Origin of the sequence: Lentibacillus daqui (assembly GCF_027186265.1) — a bacterium.
GTDB classification, from domain to species: Bacteria; Bacillota; Bacilli; order Bacillales; family Amphibacillaceae; genus Lentibacillus_C; species Lentibacillus_C daqui.
Genome location: NZ_CP114176.1, coordinates 22619 through 38812, shown reverse-complemented (window position 1 = coordinate 38812; position 16194 = coordinate 22619). Strand labels below are relative to the sequence as shown.

18 protein-coding genes, 1 tRNA gene, 1 other RNA gene and 1 pseudogene are annotated in these 16194 nt (G+C 40.6%); 5 read left to right on the top strand and 16 right to left on the bottom strand.

The features are described from left to right. Positions 1-8: 8 nt before the first annotated feature. The 12 genes and pseudogenes from O2S85_RS00195 to tadA all read right to left on the bottom strand — a co-directional run. Positions 9-95, bottom strand: a pseudogene (locus tag O2S85_RS00195) (DUF327 family protein); the annotation flags it as partial. A gap of 133 nt (positions 96-228) precedes the next feature. Beyond that, positions 229-558 carry a cyclic di-AMP receptor DarA gene (darA, locus tag O2S85_RS00190; RefSeq protein WP_269410812.1) on the bottom strand — a complete coding sequence of 110 codons (330 nt, stop codon included), beginning with the start codon at positions 556-558 and terminating at the stop codon, positions 229-231. Between the two features lie 14 nt (positions 559-572). Next, positions 573-1214 carry a dTMP kinase gene (gene tmk, locus O2S85_RS00185; protein WP_269410811.1) on the bottom strand — a complete coding sequence of 214 codons (642 nt, stop codon included), beginning with the start codon at positions 1212-1214 and terminating at the stop codon, positions 573-575. A gap of 12 nt (positions 1215-1226) precedes the next feature. Further along, positions 1227-2678, bottom strand: coding sequence for an aminotransferase class I/II-fold pyridoxal phosphate-dependent enzyme (locus O2S85_RS00180; protein ID WP_269410810.1), 1452 nt, complete (start codon positions 2676-2678; stop codon positions 1227-1229). Positions 2679-2796: 118 nt separating this feature from the next. Further along, positions 2797-2988, bottom strand: coding sequence for a sigma factor G inhibitor Gin (locus O2S85_RS00175; protein WP_269410809.1), 192 nt, complete (start codon positions 2986-2988; stop codon positions 2797-2799). A gap of 156 nt (positions 2989-3144) precedes the next feature. Then, complete coding sequence (locus O2S85_RS00170; protein ID WP_269410808.1) at positions 3145-3411, bottom strand: pro-sigmaK processing inhibitor BofA family protein; 267 nt, start codon at positions 3409-3411, stop codon at positions 3145-3147. Between the two features lie 251 nt (positions 3412-3662). Then, on the bottom strand, positions 3663-3878 hold the full coding sequence (locus O2S85_RS00165) for a YaaL family protein (protein WP_269410807.1): 216 nt from the start codon (positions 3876-3878) through the stop codon (positions 3663-3665). Between the two features lie 35 nt (positions 3879-3913). Then, positions 3914-4510, bottom strand: coding sequence for a recombination mediator RecR (gene recR / locus O2S85_RS00160; RefSeq protein WP_269410806.1), 597 nt, complete (start codon positions 4508-4510; stop codon positions 3914-3916). 11 nt (positions 4511-4521) lie between these two features. Then, on the bottom strand, positions 4522-4836 hold the full coding sequence (locus tag O2S85_RS00155) for a YbaB/EbfC family nucleoid-associated protein (protein ID WP_269410805.1): 315 nt from the start codon (positions 4834-4836) through the stop codon (positions 4522-4524). A gap of 64 nt (positions 4837-4900) precedes the next feature. Further along, the gene (gene dnaX, locus O2S85_RS00150; RefSeq protein WP_269410804.1) at positions 4901-6601 is read right to left on the bottom strand and encodes a DNA polymerase III subunit gamma/tau; all 1701 of its coding nucleotides are present in this window, start codon (positions 6599-6601) and stop codon (positions 4901-4903) included. A gap of 184 nt (positions 6602-6785) precedes the next feature. Beyond that, positions 6786-7051: signal recognition particle sRNA large type (gene ffs / locus O2S85_RS00145), an RNA gene on the bottom strand. Between the two features lie 72 nt (positions 7052-7123). Next, a complete protein-coding gene (tadA, locus tag O2S85_RS00140; protein WP_269410803.1) occupies positions 7124-7588 on the bottom strand; it encodes a tRNA adenosine(34) deaminase TadA in 465 nt (154 codons plus the stop codon). Between the two features lie 77 nt (positions 7589-7665). On the opposite strand from tadA, the gene O2S85_RS00135 reads away from it, so the two are divergent. Further along, positions 7666-8199 (top strand): cysteine hydrolase family protein, encoded by a 534-nt coding sequence (locus O2S85_RS00135; protein WP_269410802.1) that lies wholly within the window; start codon positions 7666-7668, stop codon positions 8197-8199. A gap of 95 nt (positions 8200-8294) precedes the next feature. Further along, a complete protein-coding gene (locus O2S85_RS00130) occupies positions 8295-9599 on the top strand; it encodes a glycoside hydrolase family 18 protein (RefSeq protein WP_269410801.1) in 1305 nt (434 codons plus the stop codon). Positions 9600-9690: 91 nt separating this feature from the next. Here the strand turns inward: O2S85_RS00130 and O2S85_RS00125 are convergent, their stop codons facing one another. Continuing rightward, positions 9691-10209, bottom strand: a complete 519-nt coding sequence (locus O2S85_RS00125) for a type 1 glutamine amidotransferase domain-containing protein (RefSeq protein ID WP_269410800.1) — start codon at positions 10207-10209, stop codon at positions 9691-9693. Positions 10210-10298: 89 nt separating this feature from the next. Next, on the bottom strand, positions 10299-10736 hold the full coding sequence (locus O2S85_RS00120; protein ID WP_269410799.1) for an Rrf2 family transcriptional regulator: 438 nt from the start codon (positions 10734-10736) through the stop codon (positions 10299-10301). Between the two features lie 202 nt (positions 10737-10938). Here O2S85_RS00120 and hmpA point away from each other — a divergent pair, with 202 nt between their 5' ends. Beyond that, positions 10939-12177: an NO-inducible flavohemoprotein gene (hmpA, locus tag O2S85_RS00115; protein ID WP_269410798.1), complete on the top strand. Its 1239-nt coding sequence runs from the start codon at positions 10939-10941 to the stop codon at positions 12175-12177. Positions 12178-12518: 341 nt separating this feature from the next. Here hmpA and acsA read toward each other — a convergent pair whose 3' ends face one another. Continuing rightward, the gene (gene acsA, locus O2S85_RS00110; protein WP_269410797.1) at positions 12519-14234 is read right to left on the bottom strand and encodes an acetate--CoA ligase; all 1716 of its coding nucleotides are present in this window, start codon (positions 14232-14234) and stop codon (positions 12519-12521) included. A gap of 391 nt (positions 14235-14625) precedes the next feature. Further along, positions 14626-14698 (bottom strand) — tRNA-Arg (locus O2S85_RS00105). A 131-nt stretch (positions 14699-14829) separates the two neighbouring features. Here O2S85_RS00105 and O2S85_RS00100 point away from each other — a divergent pair. Beyond that, positions 14830-15492 carry a deoxynucleoside kinase gene (locus O2S85_RS00100; protein WP_269410796.1) on the top strand — a complete coding sequence of 221 codons (663 nt, stop codon included), beginning with the start codon at positions 14830-14832 and terminating at the stop codon, positions 15490-15492. Then, on the top strand, positions 15489-16172 hold the full coding sequence (locus tag O2S85_RS00095; protein WP_269410795.1) for a deoxynucleoside kinase: 684 nt from the start codon (positions 15489-15491) through the stop codon (positions 16170-16172). The genes O2S85_RS00100 and O2S85_RS00095 overlap by 4 nt, the downstream gene beginning before the upstream one ends. The last annotated feature ends 22 nt before the right edge of the window (positions 16173-16194 follow it).

Sequence of the window (16194 nt, the reverse complement as noted above, 5' to 3'; positions counted from 1 at the left end):
GTCCTTCATTATCTATATATATTAATCAATAGTCCTTTTATTTCTCCGATAATTCCCAGTAAATCAATCGTTTTCTTTTCCTGATGCATCATTTGTCATTGCTAAAAACAACTATAACCGGGCGCCATCCGCTTTCCATGTCCAGCTTCAGCCCCGGTCTTCGCTTTTGTTGAATAAAGGCCCCCCAACGCCCGGCAAACTTGTTAACCGGACGCTGCAACCTTTGTTTTAAAATTGATGGAATTGTTCGATTGGGAGGATGAAGACAGTGGCGCCTCCAACTTCAACTTTGACTGGTTTGGGAATATAGGAATCTGCATTCCCGCCCATCGGTGAAATGGGTGCAACCATTTGTTCACGTTGCGAGCAATTATCGCGAATAATGTCCATTGCTTCCTCAACATACTCATCTTCACAGCCAATCATTAATGTTGTATTTCCTTCTTTTAAAAACCCACCTGTTGTCGCCAGTTTTGTTGTTTTGAAGTTCCCCTCACCCAGGGCATCCACCAGCCGATTCGAATCCTTATCCTGTGTAACGGCAATTATCAACTTCATTGGGTTAGCCTCCCCTAAATTATTTTATGTTCCTCTAAAAAGGAAACAACTCTGCTTCGTGCATCCATTTCGACCTGTTCCAAAGGCTGTTCCGCATTAATCGAAACAAACCGTTCCGGAAATTTGTCTCTTAATATATTATATGCCTCGTATACCCGCTCATGGAAGTGAATCTTTTCTAAATCCAGCCGGTTTCTTTCTCTATCTTTATTCGCCGCAATCCGCTGTAAACCCTTCTTCGGGGCAATATCAAAAAATAATGTCAGATCCGGCATGCAGTTCTCAATGGCAAATTGATTAACAGACCATACATCCTCCATATCCAGACCACGTGCATACCCCTGATATGCCAGACTGCTGTCGATAAACCGGTCACATAGTATTATATTCCCTTTTTTTAGTGCTGGTAACACGATTTCGACTAAATGTTGCCGTCGTGCTGCTGCATAGAGCAATGCCTCCGTTCGGCCGTCCATTGCAGTGTTTAACGGATCAAGAATGACTTTCCTGATTTTTTCCGCGATCTCAACACCGCCGGGCTCACGGGTAACAACCACGGGTAGCCCTAGTTGTTGCAATTTGTTTCCTAAAGCATGAAGGATAGTTGTTTTGCCTGCACCCTCCACGCCTTCAAAAGTTATAAAAACTCCGCTCACAACGCATCTCCCTTATTCATCCGCAAAGATACAAATACTATTTATAATATCTGGATGTTGAAAAGTCGCACCTTGCTTGATTAAATGTTTGATCTGTTTGATATGTTCCACTGTTACCCGTTCCCCCATCATGATTAGTGGAATGCCAGGGGGATAGGGAGTAATTGCTTCTGCTGCTACCTTATCAACTGCCTGATGAAGGGAAACATGTACGATGTCATGCAAATGCATCTGCTGATAAGGTATTGCCAGCGTGTCCAACTTTTGTGGAAACTGATTTACTACTTCTATTGTAGCATGTTTTTCCACAAATTTTAATTGATCATTCACGTGTTTTATCGCATTATCCAATTGCTCCAATTCGCCAAAAGGCTGTAGGCCATGAATAAATAACACTTGCGTATTCGTGGCGAGTTCCGGATATATTCCAGATTGTTCAAAATATCGGGCTACTTGAAATCCAGTGTATCCCTGTTTTATATGTAGTGTTAATTTAAGCGGATCATCAAGTTTTGTTGCCGGAAGCAATTGCCAGGCATTACCCTGACCAAAACACGCTCTCACTTGTTTGACACTGGTCATAACCTTATCTTTATCTTGTTGAGAAAATGTTGCCAAAAAGGACCGGGCTATATCCAACGAGGCCATTAACGGATAAGATGGACTACTGGACTGTAACATTTGTAAATAATGGGCAACACGATCTTTTGCAACCAGTTTCCCTGTAATATGCAAATAAGCGGTCATCGTCATAGCTGGTGCCATTTTATGTGCTGATTGCACCACCATATCAGCACCGAGTCTTGCCGCTGATGGTGGAAATGGATTACCTAATGAAAAATGGACACCATGTGCTTCATCGACTAAAACCGGTATATCATATGTGTGGGCTAATTGAATCATTTGTTCCATTTTATAGGCTTTCCCAAAATAGTCGGGATATGTTAAGACAATTCCTTTGGCATCGGGATATTTCCGTAGTGCCTGTCTTAGTGTATCCAAACTCGGTTGTGTATAGCGACCTGCTGTCTGATCATATTCCGGTGCAATAAAAACTGGTACGGCACCGCACAATTCCAATCCATTAATGATTGATTTATGACTGTTACGCTGGACAATAATCCTTTCCCCCGCCGAACAAACTGCTAAAATCATTGCCAAATTACCCACAGTACTGCCACCAACAAGGAAAAATGTACGGTCAGCAGCAAAAAACGCTGCAGCTAGCTGTTCCGCTTCGGCGATGATTCCAGTGGGCGCATGCAAATCATCCAAGCCGGTTAATTCAGTCATATCGATAGACAGGATATCTCTAAATGTATTTTTAGCCAATTCAGGGAAAATAGCCCCATTCTTATGGCCGGGAACATGAAAGGAAATAGGATGTTGCTGACTAAAGCGGGTTAATCCTGTATATAACGGTGTATCCTGCTGATTTTGCTTCATCATTTTCTCTCCCTTCATTTGTTGTTTAACTGTACAAAAACTGTTTTCTGAAATATTGCTGTCTTTTAGTAAAACGATGCGAAAACAATCTACATAAAAAAAGCCTTTGCACATTTCAAGCAAAGACTGAGAGCTTTTAGGAATACATGGTTGGTTGATTGATATTTTTTAGTTTTTGTAAATAGTATTGGTATTTTTCTTCTCGTGGTTCGGTATGAATCATGTTATGTTCGCATTCACAACAGATAAACAAATTGTATAAATGAATCCCTTTGTCCTTTTCTTCTTCACATATGCCACAGCGTTCCAACGAAATAGTTTGTTTCAATTTCCCCACCTCCGTTAGTTAGTATCTCCTAATCTAACGAATTTATACATGCAATCTGTGAAACTTTCTTCTAATTATCTATATGTTTCACCGGCCTGTATGTTTACAAAAAATGTGGGGTGAAGTACCTTTTACTTGTACGCAAAAGTTTAATGGTCACGATATAATGAACAACTGAATTGCTGCAAGTGAAGCAACCCCAAATAATCCTAAAAAACCGGATATAATGGTGGTAAATAGATTAATAGGAATATGCAGCCCAAAGCCAGAGCCAAAGACATTAAAGAAAAATAGAAACAGGATGCCAATTCCCAGCTTTACGATACTATGGGCGATAAACCGCATGGGCTTCGCTGGTGCGCCAATGATTAAAAGTATCACAATTAGTGCGACCATAATCGAAATAACTACAGTAGCGTTCAACACCTTCAACTCCTTCTCCTTGTCCCTTTCTATTATTTATGAAAAGGAAGTCGGAAAAAGAACCAAATGTTAAAGGATGTTCAAAAAGTCCGGTAAAAATGACACTTCGAATTTCGTCGTTGGCTTGCTTTTCCGCTCCTCATGTACCTTTTATGTACACTCCGGTGCTCAAAGCTACGCCGCCTAGAACTTCTCGGTCCTTTTTATCCTCCTTTTGAACACGTTCTGCTAGTACGTCTTCTAAATAGTCTTTAGTTATAACGGACTGCACTTATCTTCCGGTGTCGGGCCTCGCGCAACAAATATAAATACTTAGCCTGAGCCAAATTCTCCCTTAAGATGCTGGACTCCATTGGGTCAATACTTCTTTCAATCAATGAACGGATTTGTTTCCATTCTCTCTCCAAATTGAAAATAGCATCCAACAATTCCTCATCGATATCCTTTTTCTTTATTCTTCTCCCCATCGAATCCCCCCATCACCAGACTTTTTGAACACGCTCTATAAATCCCTTCTGCCTTCCAACGCCTTGGATAACGTAACTTCATCCGCATATTCAAGATCCCCGCCGACCGGCAAGCCATGGGCAATACGGGTTGTTTTTATCCCGGATGGTTTGACAAGACGGGAAATATACATTGCTGTTGCTTCCCCTTCAATGTTTGGATTCGTTGCCAAAATTAATTCCTTTACTTCATCATCCTTTAATCGGTTCAGCAAATCAGGAATATTAATATCTTCTGGACCGATCCCATCCATTGGAGAAATGGCACCATGTAAAACATGATATTTGCCATGGAATTCTTTCATTTTTTCCATTGCAATAACATCTTTTGGATCCTGCACAACGCAAATAATTGATGCATCTCGTGACTCATCCTGACAAATCGCACATGGATCTTGATCGGTTATATGTCCACAAGTAGAACAATGTGTCAGTTGGCGTTTTGCGTTGACAAGTGAATTGGCGAAATCCATGACATCATCATCATTCATATTAATAACAAAAAAAGCCAGACGGACTGCTGTTTTCGGCCCGATCCCTGGCAGTTTTGTAAAGCTATCAATCAATTTGGAAATCGGTTCTGGATAATACATAACGTTGCCCCCTAGAACATACCAGGCATATTTAATCCTTTCGTGAATTGCCCCATTGTTTCATTGGTCTTATCATCGATTTGTTTAATGACATCGTTTGTAGCGGCTAAAATCATATCCTGCAGCATTTCCACGTCATCGGGATCAACCGCTTCTTCCTTAATTTCCACATCGGTAATTTCCTTTTTTCCATTTGCTTTTACGGTTACCATTCCGCCACCACTGGTTGCTTCAAAATTCATTTCATACAGTTCATCCTGTGCAGCCATCATCTTTTTTTGCATTTTTTGCATTTGTTTCATCATATTACCCATGTTACCTTTCATAAACAATTCCTCCTTCAATTTCTGTTTCAAAAATATGTCTTCTCCATATATCTCACTTGTTTAACTAATCCTTAATCTCCAACAAATCATCACCAACCAATTTTCTTGCCTCCTCCACTAACAGATCAGCTTTTTCTTCTTGTATCTGATTGGATGGTTGCTGTTCTTGTCTTTGTATATATTCACGGCGTAACTCCTGCCAGTTTTTGTCCGGAATTGGGATAATGGTCAGCCGCTTACCAAGGGCTTTTTCCAATACTTCCTCGCTCATCTGGCGGTGATCAAGAAACAGGGAACAGTGAATTTCATATTTAAACGCAACCACAAGCGCCTGACTTGATGCCGCTGCCGGCTTACTGTCCTGTATTGTCGCATGTGCTGGTGCATTGGTTGCCTTCAAATTGCCCAAAAATGAAGCCCATTCGGATTTCACTTGGTTAAGCGCCTGTTTTTCCGCCTCTTGCAAAACATGACGGATCTTTTCATAAGGTACCTTATAACTGCTTTTAGATGATGATCTGGGCTGTGTGCGTCTTGGTTCTGGCTGTGAAGGTTGGTTTACCGGCTCGACAGGTTGCTCTTTTAGGGTTTTTAATTCTCTTTCCAGCTGTTCCAACCGATTGGTGAGGTTGCCAACAACATCAGTATCAGCAGTTGTAAGCTCCTCTTTTTGGTGATTGTTGTGATTGACAATAGTTAAGATCGTTATTTCAATAAATACTTTCGGACTGTTCGACCATTTCATTTCCTGCTGGCACTGATTGAGTTGAATGATTGCTTCCTGAATCCAGCTTGCAGGTACCTGATCAGCCAATTGTTTGAAATTATCATCAATCATTGCTCGTTCTAAAATATTTTCTATTGATGGTGCACTTTGATAAAGCAATAAATCCCGCATAAAATAAATCAGATCAAAAACAAACCTTCCCGGATCTTTACCATGCTGAATTAATTTATCCAATAGTGTTAACGCCTGCTGTACCTCCTGATTGTACATGGCTCTTACAATGTCTGTCAGAATTTGCTGTGAAACCCCGCCAGTGACAGCCAATACATCGGACAATTCCACACGGTTTTCTTCACTGTACGAAATGGCCTGATCCAAGATACTTAAAGCATCACGCATTCCACCCTCAGCAGCAAGTGCTACCGTATCAAGTGCTTCTTTGGTAACAGAGACATTCTCCTTTTCCATAATGTTCTTCATACGTTCAGCAATTGTTTGATTGGAAATTGGTTTAAAATCAAAACGCTGGCACCTGGAAATAATGGTTAATGGAATCTTATGCGGCTCGGTTGTTGCCAGGATGAATACCACATGCTTTGGTGGCTCCTCCAAAGTTTTTAATAACGCATTAAATGCATTTACGGATATCATGTGTACTTCATCAATAATATAAACTTTATATGGAACAGCACTTGATGCATATTTTACCTTATCCCGAATTTCCCGAATATCTTCAACACTTGTATTCGATGCTGCGTCCATCTCAATAATATCGGATATGGAGCCGTCCTGGATACCACGACAGGCTGCACATTCATTACACGGCTCTTTAACCGGTGCATGTTCACAATTAATGGCCTTGGCAAAAATTTTGGCTGCACTTGTCTTTCCTGTTCCACGCGGGCCGGAAAACAAATAGGCATGCGAAAACTTTTGCTGCACAATCGCATTCTGTAATGTTCTTGTAATATGTTCCTGTCCGACAACATCAGCAAACGTTTTCGGGCGCCAAACACGATATAATGCTTGATAACTCATAATGAATGTGCTCCTTTTTAAACTCACTCTAATTATACCTGATTTCAGGGGTGAATGTGAACCATTTACATCGAGATGGCCAGACTTATTGTTATTCATTTTACTGCTAAAAACATGATTTAGATACATAAAAACGCTGTATCAACCATCACTGATAGTCAATACAGCGTTATAGATATGTATACCGTGCACCCAACTTCGATGAAATATCCCTAAGCGTTACTTAAGTTCATGGCTCGGCCTAGGCTTCCCCGCGGCACACAGAGGAATCCACTTACTGCTGCTTCCTTCCGGACCTGACAGGGTTCATGGGTCTCTGTTGCGCGGGACCTCGGCGTCAACACCAATCCCTTAAGGCAGACCTTAAAGATATTCCACCTCGGATGGGGATTCGGCCTCGCTATAGCGGATTGCGAGTACAGGGCACCGCTACCTCCCCACTTAGCACGGCATTTCTTATTATAACGACTTTTTACGATGAATGCAACGGAAATCAATGATAAACAAGTAAATTTCATCCAACTAATGTTCTTTCTTTTTTTGCCGCAGTAATCGGAAGAAATTAGATAAGATCTGTCCACATTCTTCTTTTAATACGCCTGATATAACCTCCGCCTGATGGTTAAACCGGGGCTCACCCAATAAATTCATTAAAGTTCCGGCACAGCCTGCTTTTGGATCAGATGCCCCATAAACAACACGAGGGATTCGTGACTGGACGATCGCACCTGCACACATCGGACAAGGTTCCAGGGTGACGTACAAGATACAATCCTCCAATCGCCAGCTGCCAATTTTTTCATTGGCCTGTTTAATGGCAATCAGTTCTGCATGCGACAACGTGGATTGTGATGTTTCCCGGACATTAAACCCGCTTGCAATCACTTCACCTTTGCATAGAATCACAGCACCAATCGGAACCTCTCCTTGTTCTTCAGCTAATCGTGCTTGTTCAATCGCTGCATACATGTATTGTTCGTCATCCATTATCAACACCTGCTTTTACAAAGAAGTTTGAAATCTGTTCATTGGGTTAAAAATAAAAGAAGGAAAGGAGTATTTCCATGAACATCTCGCTAAAAAACAGCGCCGTATTACTTATCGATTTTATCAATGATTTTAATTTTGAACGAGGTGAGCGCCTGCTTAAACATACGAAGGAAATCATGCCAAATGTCAAACGTTTAAAAGCATTCGCCAAAGAAAATAATCTGCCTGTTATTTATATTAATGACCATTATAATCTATGGCAAGCGGATTTTCATAAAATAATTGACAATTGTACAAATGACTGGAGCCAGGAAGTGATTAAAGCAATCAAACCAGATGAAGATGACTACTTTTTTATTAAACCAAAACACTCAGCCTTTTTTCAGACACCATTGCACACATTATTAAATCAGTTAAAGAAAACACATCTGATTATGTCCGGAATTGCCGGTGATATTTGTATCCTGTTCTCTGCCAAAGATGCCCATATGTACGATTATTCCTTGCATGTTCCGGAAAATTGCATGGCGTCCAATGAAAAGCAAGGGAATGAATATGCCCTGTATTTAATGCGTACCGTGATGAATGCAAATACAGAACCAATTTAAGAAACATAGAGGCGGGTCACTCCACATATGATGTAAGCAGGGAAAAATAATTACCTGAACCAGAAAAAACTTCATATGAAAGGAGGGGCCTTTTCATGCAGATATATGTAGTCAAACAAGGGGATAATCTCAATCAAATTGCCTCCACATATGGCACTACTGCAACTGCTCTCATTGACGCAAATGAACTCGAGGCACCAGCCAACCTTGTTGTCGGTCAAACAATGGTCATCCCAATCATTGGAGAATTTTATTTTGTTCAATCCGGTGATACGCTTTATTCAATTGGTCAAAAATTTGGCATATCGTACCAGCAACTAGCCCAAATCAATCAATTTCCGGTTAATAATCCCCTGCCAATTGGGTTACGCTTATATATCCCACCGAGGCCAAAGCGGGAAATCACCGCAAATGCCTATATTGAACCGTATGGAAATACTGTTTCACAAGGTTTAATCAACGCAGCGTCTAGCAATACGCCATACTTAACCTATCTCGCACCATTCAGTTATACCATTAATAATGACGGTACACTTAATCCGCCGCCATTAGATAATCTCAGGCAAATAGCCGCTAATAATAATGCATCTCTCATGCTTGCCGTGTCAAATCTGCAAGAAGGTCAGTTCAGCACGGAATTAGGCAGAACCATCGTTACCGACCAGACTGTACAAAATACTTTATTGGACAATATTATTACAACTGCTAATAATGGTGGATATCATGATGTCCATTTTGATCTGGAATTTTTGCCACCAGAAAACAGAGAAGACTATAATGCCTTTTTGCAAAAAGCAAGAGATCGACTGCATGCCAATGGATTGTTATTATCGACCGCCCTGGCACCAAAGACAAGCGCAACACAACAAGGAACACTATATGAAGCACATGATTATGCAGCACATGGCCAGATTGCCGATATGGTTGTGTTAATGACATATGAATGGGGTTACAGCTACGGGCCGCCTATGGCTGTATCACCAATCGATGAGGTAAGAAAAGTGGTTAATTTCGCAATAAGTGTGATGCCAGCAAACAAAATTCTACTCGGCCAGAATTTGTATGGATATGATTGGACATTACCATTCGAACAAGGAGGCGAGGCAGCAAAAGCTGTTAGTCCGCAACAAGCCATTACCATTGCCCGTGAACATCAGGTAGCTATTGAATACGACCAACAAGCACAAGCACCTTTTTATAATTACACGGATGGCCAGGGTAATCGTCATGAGGTTTGGTTTGAAGATGCCCGTTCGATTCAAGCAAAATTCGACCTGATCAAAGAATTGGGTCTGCTTGGTATCAGTTACTGGAAACTTGGATTGAGCTTTCCCCAAAACTGGCTTTTACTTGGAGATAACTTCACGATAAGAAAGATCCAGTCACCTACAAGTGCATAATTGCGGTGGAGCGCAGGAACCCATCCTGCGCTCCACCACTTTTTCCCACGGAATAAAATAGTGGGACAAGGGAATCCCTTGTCCCACCGCTTTATTGTTCCAAGATTTTTAATGCTTCTCGGTTAAATGATGGAATGTCATTCGGATCACGGCTTGTTACCAATTGATTGCAACATACCACAACATCCTGGTTTTTAACTGTTGCACCGGCATATTCCATATCTACCTGAATGGATTTATATCCAGTAGCACTACGACCTTCCAGTGACTTCGCTGTAATTAATAATTGTGGACCGTGACAAATGGCGAATACCGGTTTTTTTGCGTCCATGAAATGCTTGGCAAATGTCACAAACCGATCATCCGCACGTAATTGGTCTGGTGAAAATCCACCAGGGATAAAGAGTGCATCATAATCGTCCGGATTTACATTGTCAATTCCTTCATCAATCGTAACGGTCGCTTCGTTATTCTTACCAGTAACCTTATTGCCCTTTTCCTTTTCGATTGTCACGACTTCATGTCCAGCATCTTTAAACGCTTTTGCTGGATCAGTATATTCAACGTCCTCAAACATATCGGTAAGAACTGTAGCTATTTTTTTACCCATGATTATCTACTCCTTTAACAAATAGTTCACTTTAGCTTTTCCCGCTCTATACAAAATAAAACATAGAAAAGCGCCCGAGCTAGACATGTCTAGTCCAGACCCATCAATTGACGTAATTCTGCATCGTTTGTCAGTAAATCTTTAATCGTATAGCCATCAAGCACACGAAAAAAGGCTTGTAATGCTTCATGTAAGGCATGTTTTAACTTACAGGCTGGCGAAATTACACAATAGTTGCTTGCTTTATCAAAGCATTCCAATAGGACAAAGTCATTTTCCAACTGGCGCACCACCATACCAACATTAATTTCCTCAGGATCTTTGGCCAGACGAATACCACCATAACGTCCACGGACCGTCTCCAACAGGCCAAGATTATTCAATTGCACAACAATCTTACGCAAATGATCCTGGGAAATCGCAAACGTCTCTGAAATTTCTTTGATACTGGCTAGTTCCCCATCACGCTTTGCCCCAGTAAATATGAGCACACGCAAAGCATAATCGGTATATTTTTTTAGGTTCATCGTTCTGCTCCTTGTTATTTTATTCACAAAACTGTAACAGTAAATCCCGTTCACCCTATTGAAACAGATTATATAGTTATATACAATAAAGATGTATTCAAAATACATGTTTAAAATCCTAAAACAAACGGCGCCTGGTTAGGGGCGTCAAAGCTGGAAGTGAGTAATTCCAGTAATCATTAAATCAAAGGAGTGCTTTGCTTTGACACAAGCTACAACAGGGTTAGATAAGGAATCTATGGATATTGTAAAAGCTACTGTACCAATTTTGCAAGAACAAGGGGATGTCATTACCTCACGATTCTATCAACGCATGTTTGAAAATCATCCCGAACTAAAAAATATTTTCAACCAGACCAATCAGCGAAAAGGAGATCAATCAAAAGCACTGGCTGGTACAGTATTGGCTGCGGCTGCCAACATTGATAATCTTGAGGCAATCCTGCCAAAGGTTAAGCAAGTGGCCCAAAAGCATCGCAGCTTAAATATCAGACCGGAGCAATATCCAATCGTTGGGGAAAATCTATTACTAGCAATGAAAGAAGTGTTGGGGGACACGGCTAGTGATGATGTTATCAACGCCTGGAAAAAAGCATATAACGTAATTGCCAGCGTATTTATTGAGACTGAACGCAAAATGTATGAAGAAACAAAAAACAAAGTCGGTGGCTGGTTAGGCTTTCGTTCATTCAAAGTAGTGGATAAAGTAGTGGAAAGCGATGTGATCACATCGTTCTATCTTGAACCAGCGGATGGAAATCCATTCCCAAGTTACCAGCCTGGACAATATGTAACAGTTAAGGCTGAAATTGAAGGGGAACCATATACCCACTTACGCCAATACAGTTTATCCTGTGCACCTGATGAAGGGGTATACCGGATCAGTGTCAAACGGGAAGATGCTCAAGGGGATCTTCCAGCCGGTATTGTCTCTAACTATCTGCACAATCAGGTTGAAATAGGCAGCACGATACCAATTAGTGCACCATCAGGAGACTTTGTCCTGGATCAAGAAGATACACGTCCATTGGTATTAATTGCTGGAGGAGTTGGCTTAACACCACTGATGAGTATGTTGGAAACAACGCTGAAACAACAGCCTGAGCGAGAAGTTTATTATCTGCAAGCAGCTCAAAACGGAAATGTCCATGCCATGAAAGATCGTATTCAGGAGTTGTCAGAGAAACACAACCAACTGCATGCCTATACAGTATATGACAGCCCTGTAGCTGAAGATGATGGTTATTATGATAAACAGGGCCACATTGATTATGAATGGTTATCCTCAGTCGTGCCAACGAATAATGCATCCTTTTATTTCTGTGGACCTAAAGGATTTATGCGCGCTATGTATCAGGTATTGAAAAAACACCAGGTAGCTGATCAAGATATTCATTTTGAAATCTTTGGACCTGCAGATGATATAACAGCAACCGCCTGAGAAATGGAGAAAGATGTCCGGTGTTAAGCCGGGCATCTATTTTTTGTTTAAAACCCAGGTTCTATTTTGCTCATGCTAGAATAATGAAAAGCTAGACATTCAACTATATTTCCCTAAAATAAAAAACGACATTTCCCGGGAAATAATTACAAAATCATTGCCGATATGATTTTATTCATCTTTAGTTTCTTTGCAAATTATTAAGTCTTGAAAACAATCCTTAAGGTCGATCACCTTATTTACCACTATTAAAACAATACATCGAAATCACCCAAAAAACCTCCAATTTGATAACAGATCAAATTGGAGATTTTTTTGATGTCTTGCTCTACCTTGTCATTTTACTCCTCAAGGGTTGATGTATCCCCTGTAGGTAGCCCTAGTTCCCACGATTTCAGCAGACGGCGCATAATTTTACCGCTGCGTGTTTTTGGAATCGTATCTTTCACTTCCAATTCACGGGGGGCTGCATGGGCGCTTAATCCTGTCTTGATAAACTGGCGAATTTCCTCTAATAATTCTGGTGAATCCTGATAACCTTCATTCAAGGTGATAAATGCTTTAATGATCTCTCCGCGTTCAGGATCCGGCTTACCAATGACACCTGCTTCGGCAACAGCAGGATGTTCGAGTAGTTTGCTTTCCACTTCAAATGGCCCGACGCGTTCACCGGATGTGTTAATCACATCATCAAGCCTGCCTTGGAACCAGAAGTAACCATCTTCATCCCGAAACGCACTATCACCGGATACATACCAGCCATTTATAAAATAGCTCTCAAATTTTTCTGGGCGTTTCCAAATTTTCCGCATCATCGATGGCCAGCCTTGTTTAATGGCAAGATTCCCCATTTGATTTGGTGGTAATTCATTACCTTCATTATCAACAATGGATGCCTCAATTCCAGGAATCGGTTTACCCATGGAACCAGGACGGATTTCCAACGCCGGAATGTTGCAAATCATCTGGGCACCTGTCTCGGTCATCCACCATGTATCATGAATGCGTAACTCAAAGGCTTTTAATCCCCATGTAATGACTTCCGGATTGAGTGGCTCCCCAACACTAAGTATATGCCTTAATGAAGACAAATCATATTTCTTCACAACATCCTCACCAGCACTAACCAATTTCCGTAGAGCAGTTGGTGCCGTATACCAAACCGTAACCTTAAATTTATCCAAAGTACCATACCAGTCGTCTGGTGTAAAGCGCCCGCCACGAATGACATTGGTTACCCCTTTTAGCCAGGGAGCAAATATACCATAACTTGTTCCGGTTACCCAGCCTGGATCGGCAGTACACCAATAAACGTCATCATCTTTCAAATCCAATACCCATTCAGCGGTAGCATAATGTTGAATCATGGCATTATGGACGTGATAGACACCTTTTGGTTTTCCAGTAGATCCGGATGTATAATGGATCACCATGCCATCTTCCAAATCAACCCATTCTATCGCAAAATCGCTGGATGCCTGCTTCATTTCACTTGCATAATCAATGTATTTATCTGACGTTTCGCTATGTTCCCCAACAAGGACAATCTTTTTCAAATCAGGTAAATCATCTTGTGGCACACGTTCAAGCAGTTCCGGTGCGGTAATCAACACACTTGCTTCACTATCCTGCAACCGGTCGCGAACTGCCTGCTCCATAAACGCTTCAAACAATGGACCGGCAATCGCACCTGTTTTTAAAATGCCAAAGAATGAGACATAAAACTCTGGACTTCTTGGTAAAAATAAGAAAACCCGATCTCCTTTATTGACACCATATTTCTTCAAGACATTGGCAAATTGATTACTTTGCTCACTGATTTGGGCAAAGGTCATTCTTTCTTCCCGGTCTGGTGAGGAATATAATAGAGCAACCTGATCTTTTTTGTTTGGATCTTCAGCATGCCGGTCAATTGCTTCATAGGCGATATTTACCTTGCCAGTTTTATTCCAGCTGAAGTTCTTTTTCATATCATCCCAGGAAAAGTTCTCCCGTAATTTTTCATAGTTTTGCAGATTATGATTCCCTTCCTGTGCAGGGATCCGTTGCATATCCATCCTATCACCCCATCTGTAAATTTGAAATCGGTTACAAATACTGTTTTACCTATACTTACTAATAAATGGCAACAAATATGTTATTGATTTATTTGAACATTTTGCTAACCACTTTCTATTTTAGAACACTTTGTGACAATTTTAAAGTAATATGATTAAAATTTGTCAATTAATACTTTCAGAATCAGTAGTAAGCCTTTCTACTATTGATTTTTCTTTTGCGGTAATTAGTTGACAAAAAAGTACATCTGCTTTCATCAACTTGTCAAATACAGACAAGAAAACATTGGAAGATGTACTTCAGTTCATTACATATTCAGGTTGTAAACCATGGATCATCAGTTGGGCAACTGTTAAGCAAAAGTCTTGCAACCATTGACACAGGTTATGACGCCCCCGGCAGGATTCGAACCTGCGACGCATAGTTTAGGAAACTAACGCTCTATCCCCTGAGCTACGGGGGCTTATTAATCGACAATGTACATTATACAAAAAATAATACGAAATGAAAAGTAATACAATCAATCTCACTACATGGAACCATTCGTTTTTGTATGATAAAATAGACCATATTCATTTTATTGGAGGGAAAGGAATGGCAAAGGTTCCGTTCATTGCTGTTGAAGGGCCGATTGGTATTGGAAAGACATCTTTGGCAAAAAAGCTTTCCGTCCATTTTAATTTCCATTTACTACAAGAAATCGTGGAAGAAAATCCGTTTCTTGGCAAATTTTATAAAGATATCGAGACATGGAGTTTTCAAACTGAAATGTTCTTTTTATGCAATCGATTCAAGCAACTGGAAGACATTCAACGTCAGTACCTAGCACAAAAAAAAGCAGTTATTGCTGATTATCACATATCCAAGAGCATGATTTTCGCCAAACGTACATTGCAACAGGATAAATATAATAAATACGAGCAAGTTTATCATATTTTAACGGATGATATGCCCGTTCCGAATATGATGATTTATTTACATGCCAGTCTTGATACCATACAGGATCGTATCCATTCACGCGGGAGGAAGATTGAGCAGCATATAAAACCGTCCTATTTGGCTCAACTTACACAGGATTATGAAGCGTATATGAATCAATTTGAAGTGCTTCATCCAGATATTCCGGTCATTCGTATCGATGGCGATAAACTGGATTTCGTAAAACGGCAGAACGATTTAAACGATATTATCGAACGAGTCGAACATCAGCTACAATCTAATCAAGCAATACCAATCAGAGGAGAAAATCAACCATGAATTTACGTGAAAAATATCAGATCCCCAATGACAGCATCATTACCGTTGCAGGCACTGTCGGGGTAGGCAAATCAACTATGACCACCGCCCTTGCTAATGCCCTTCGTTTCAAAACATCCTTCGAGAAAGTAGACACCAATCCTTATTTGGAAGACTTTTATGCAGATTTCGCACGCTGGAGTTTCCATCTGCAAATTTACTTTTTGGCTGAACGGTTTAAAGAGCAAAAACGCATTTTTGAATACGGCGGTGGTTTTATTCAGGACCGCTCCATTTACGAAGATACGGGCATTTTTGCCAAGATGCATTACGATAATGGCACCATGTCAAAAACGGATTATGAAACTTATACCAATTTGTTTGAAGCTATGGTTATGACGCCATACTTTCCACATCCGGATTTATTAATTTATCTGGAAGGCTCACTGGACCATATTTTGGAACGAATCCGTTTGCGCGGGCGGGAAATGGAGAAGAACACCCCTGTTTCGTACTGGAAGGAAATGTATGAGCGCTATGATAACTGGATCAATAATTTCAATGCCTGTCCGATATTACGCATAAATATATCTGATTACGATCTATGCAATGAGGAAAATTCCATTGAACCGATTTTGGAAAAGATTGGACAATTTATTCAACAATCACGACGGTGGAAATCAAGACAGTTAATCAAGTAAGAAAAAGCGAGATAATAGCACA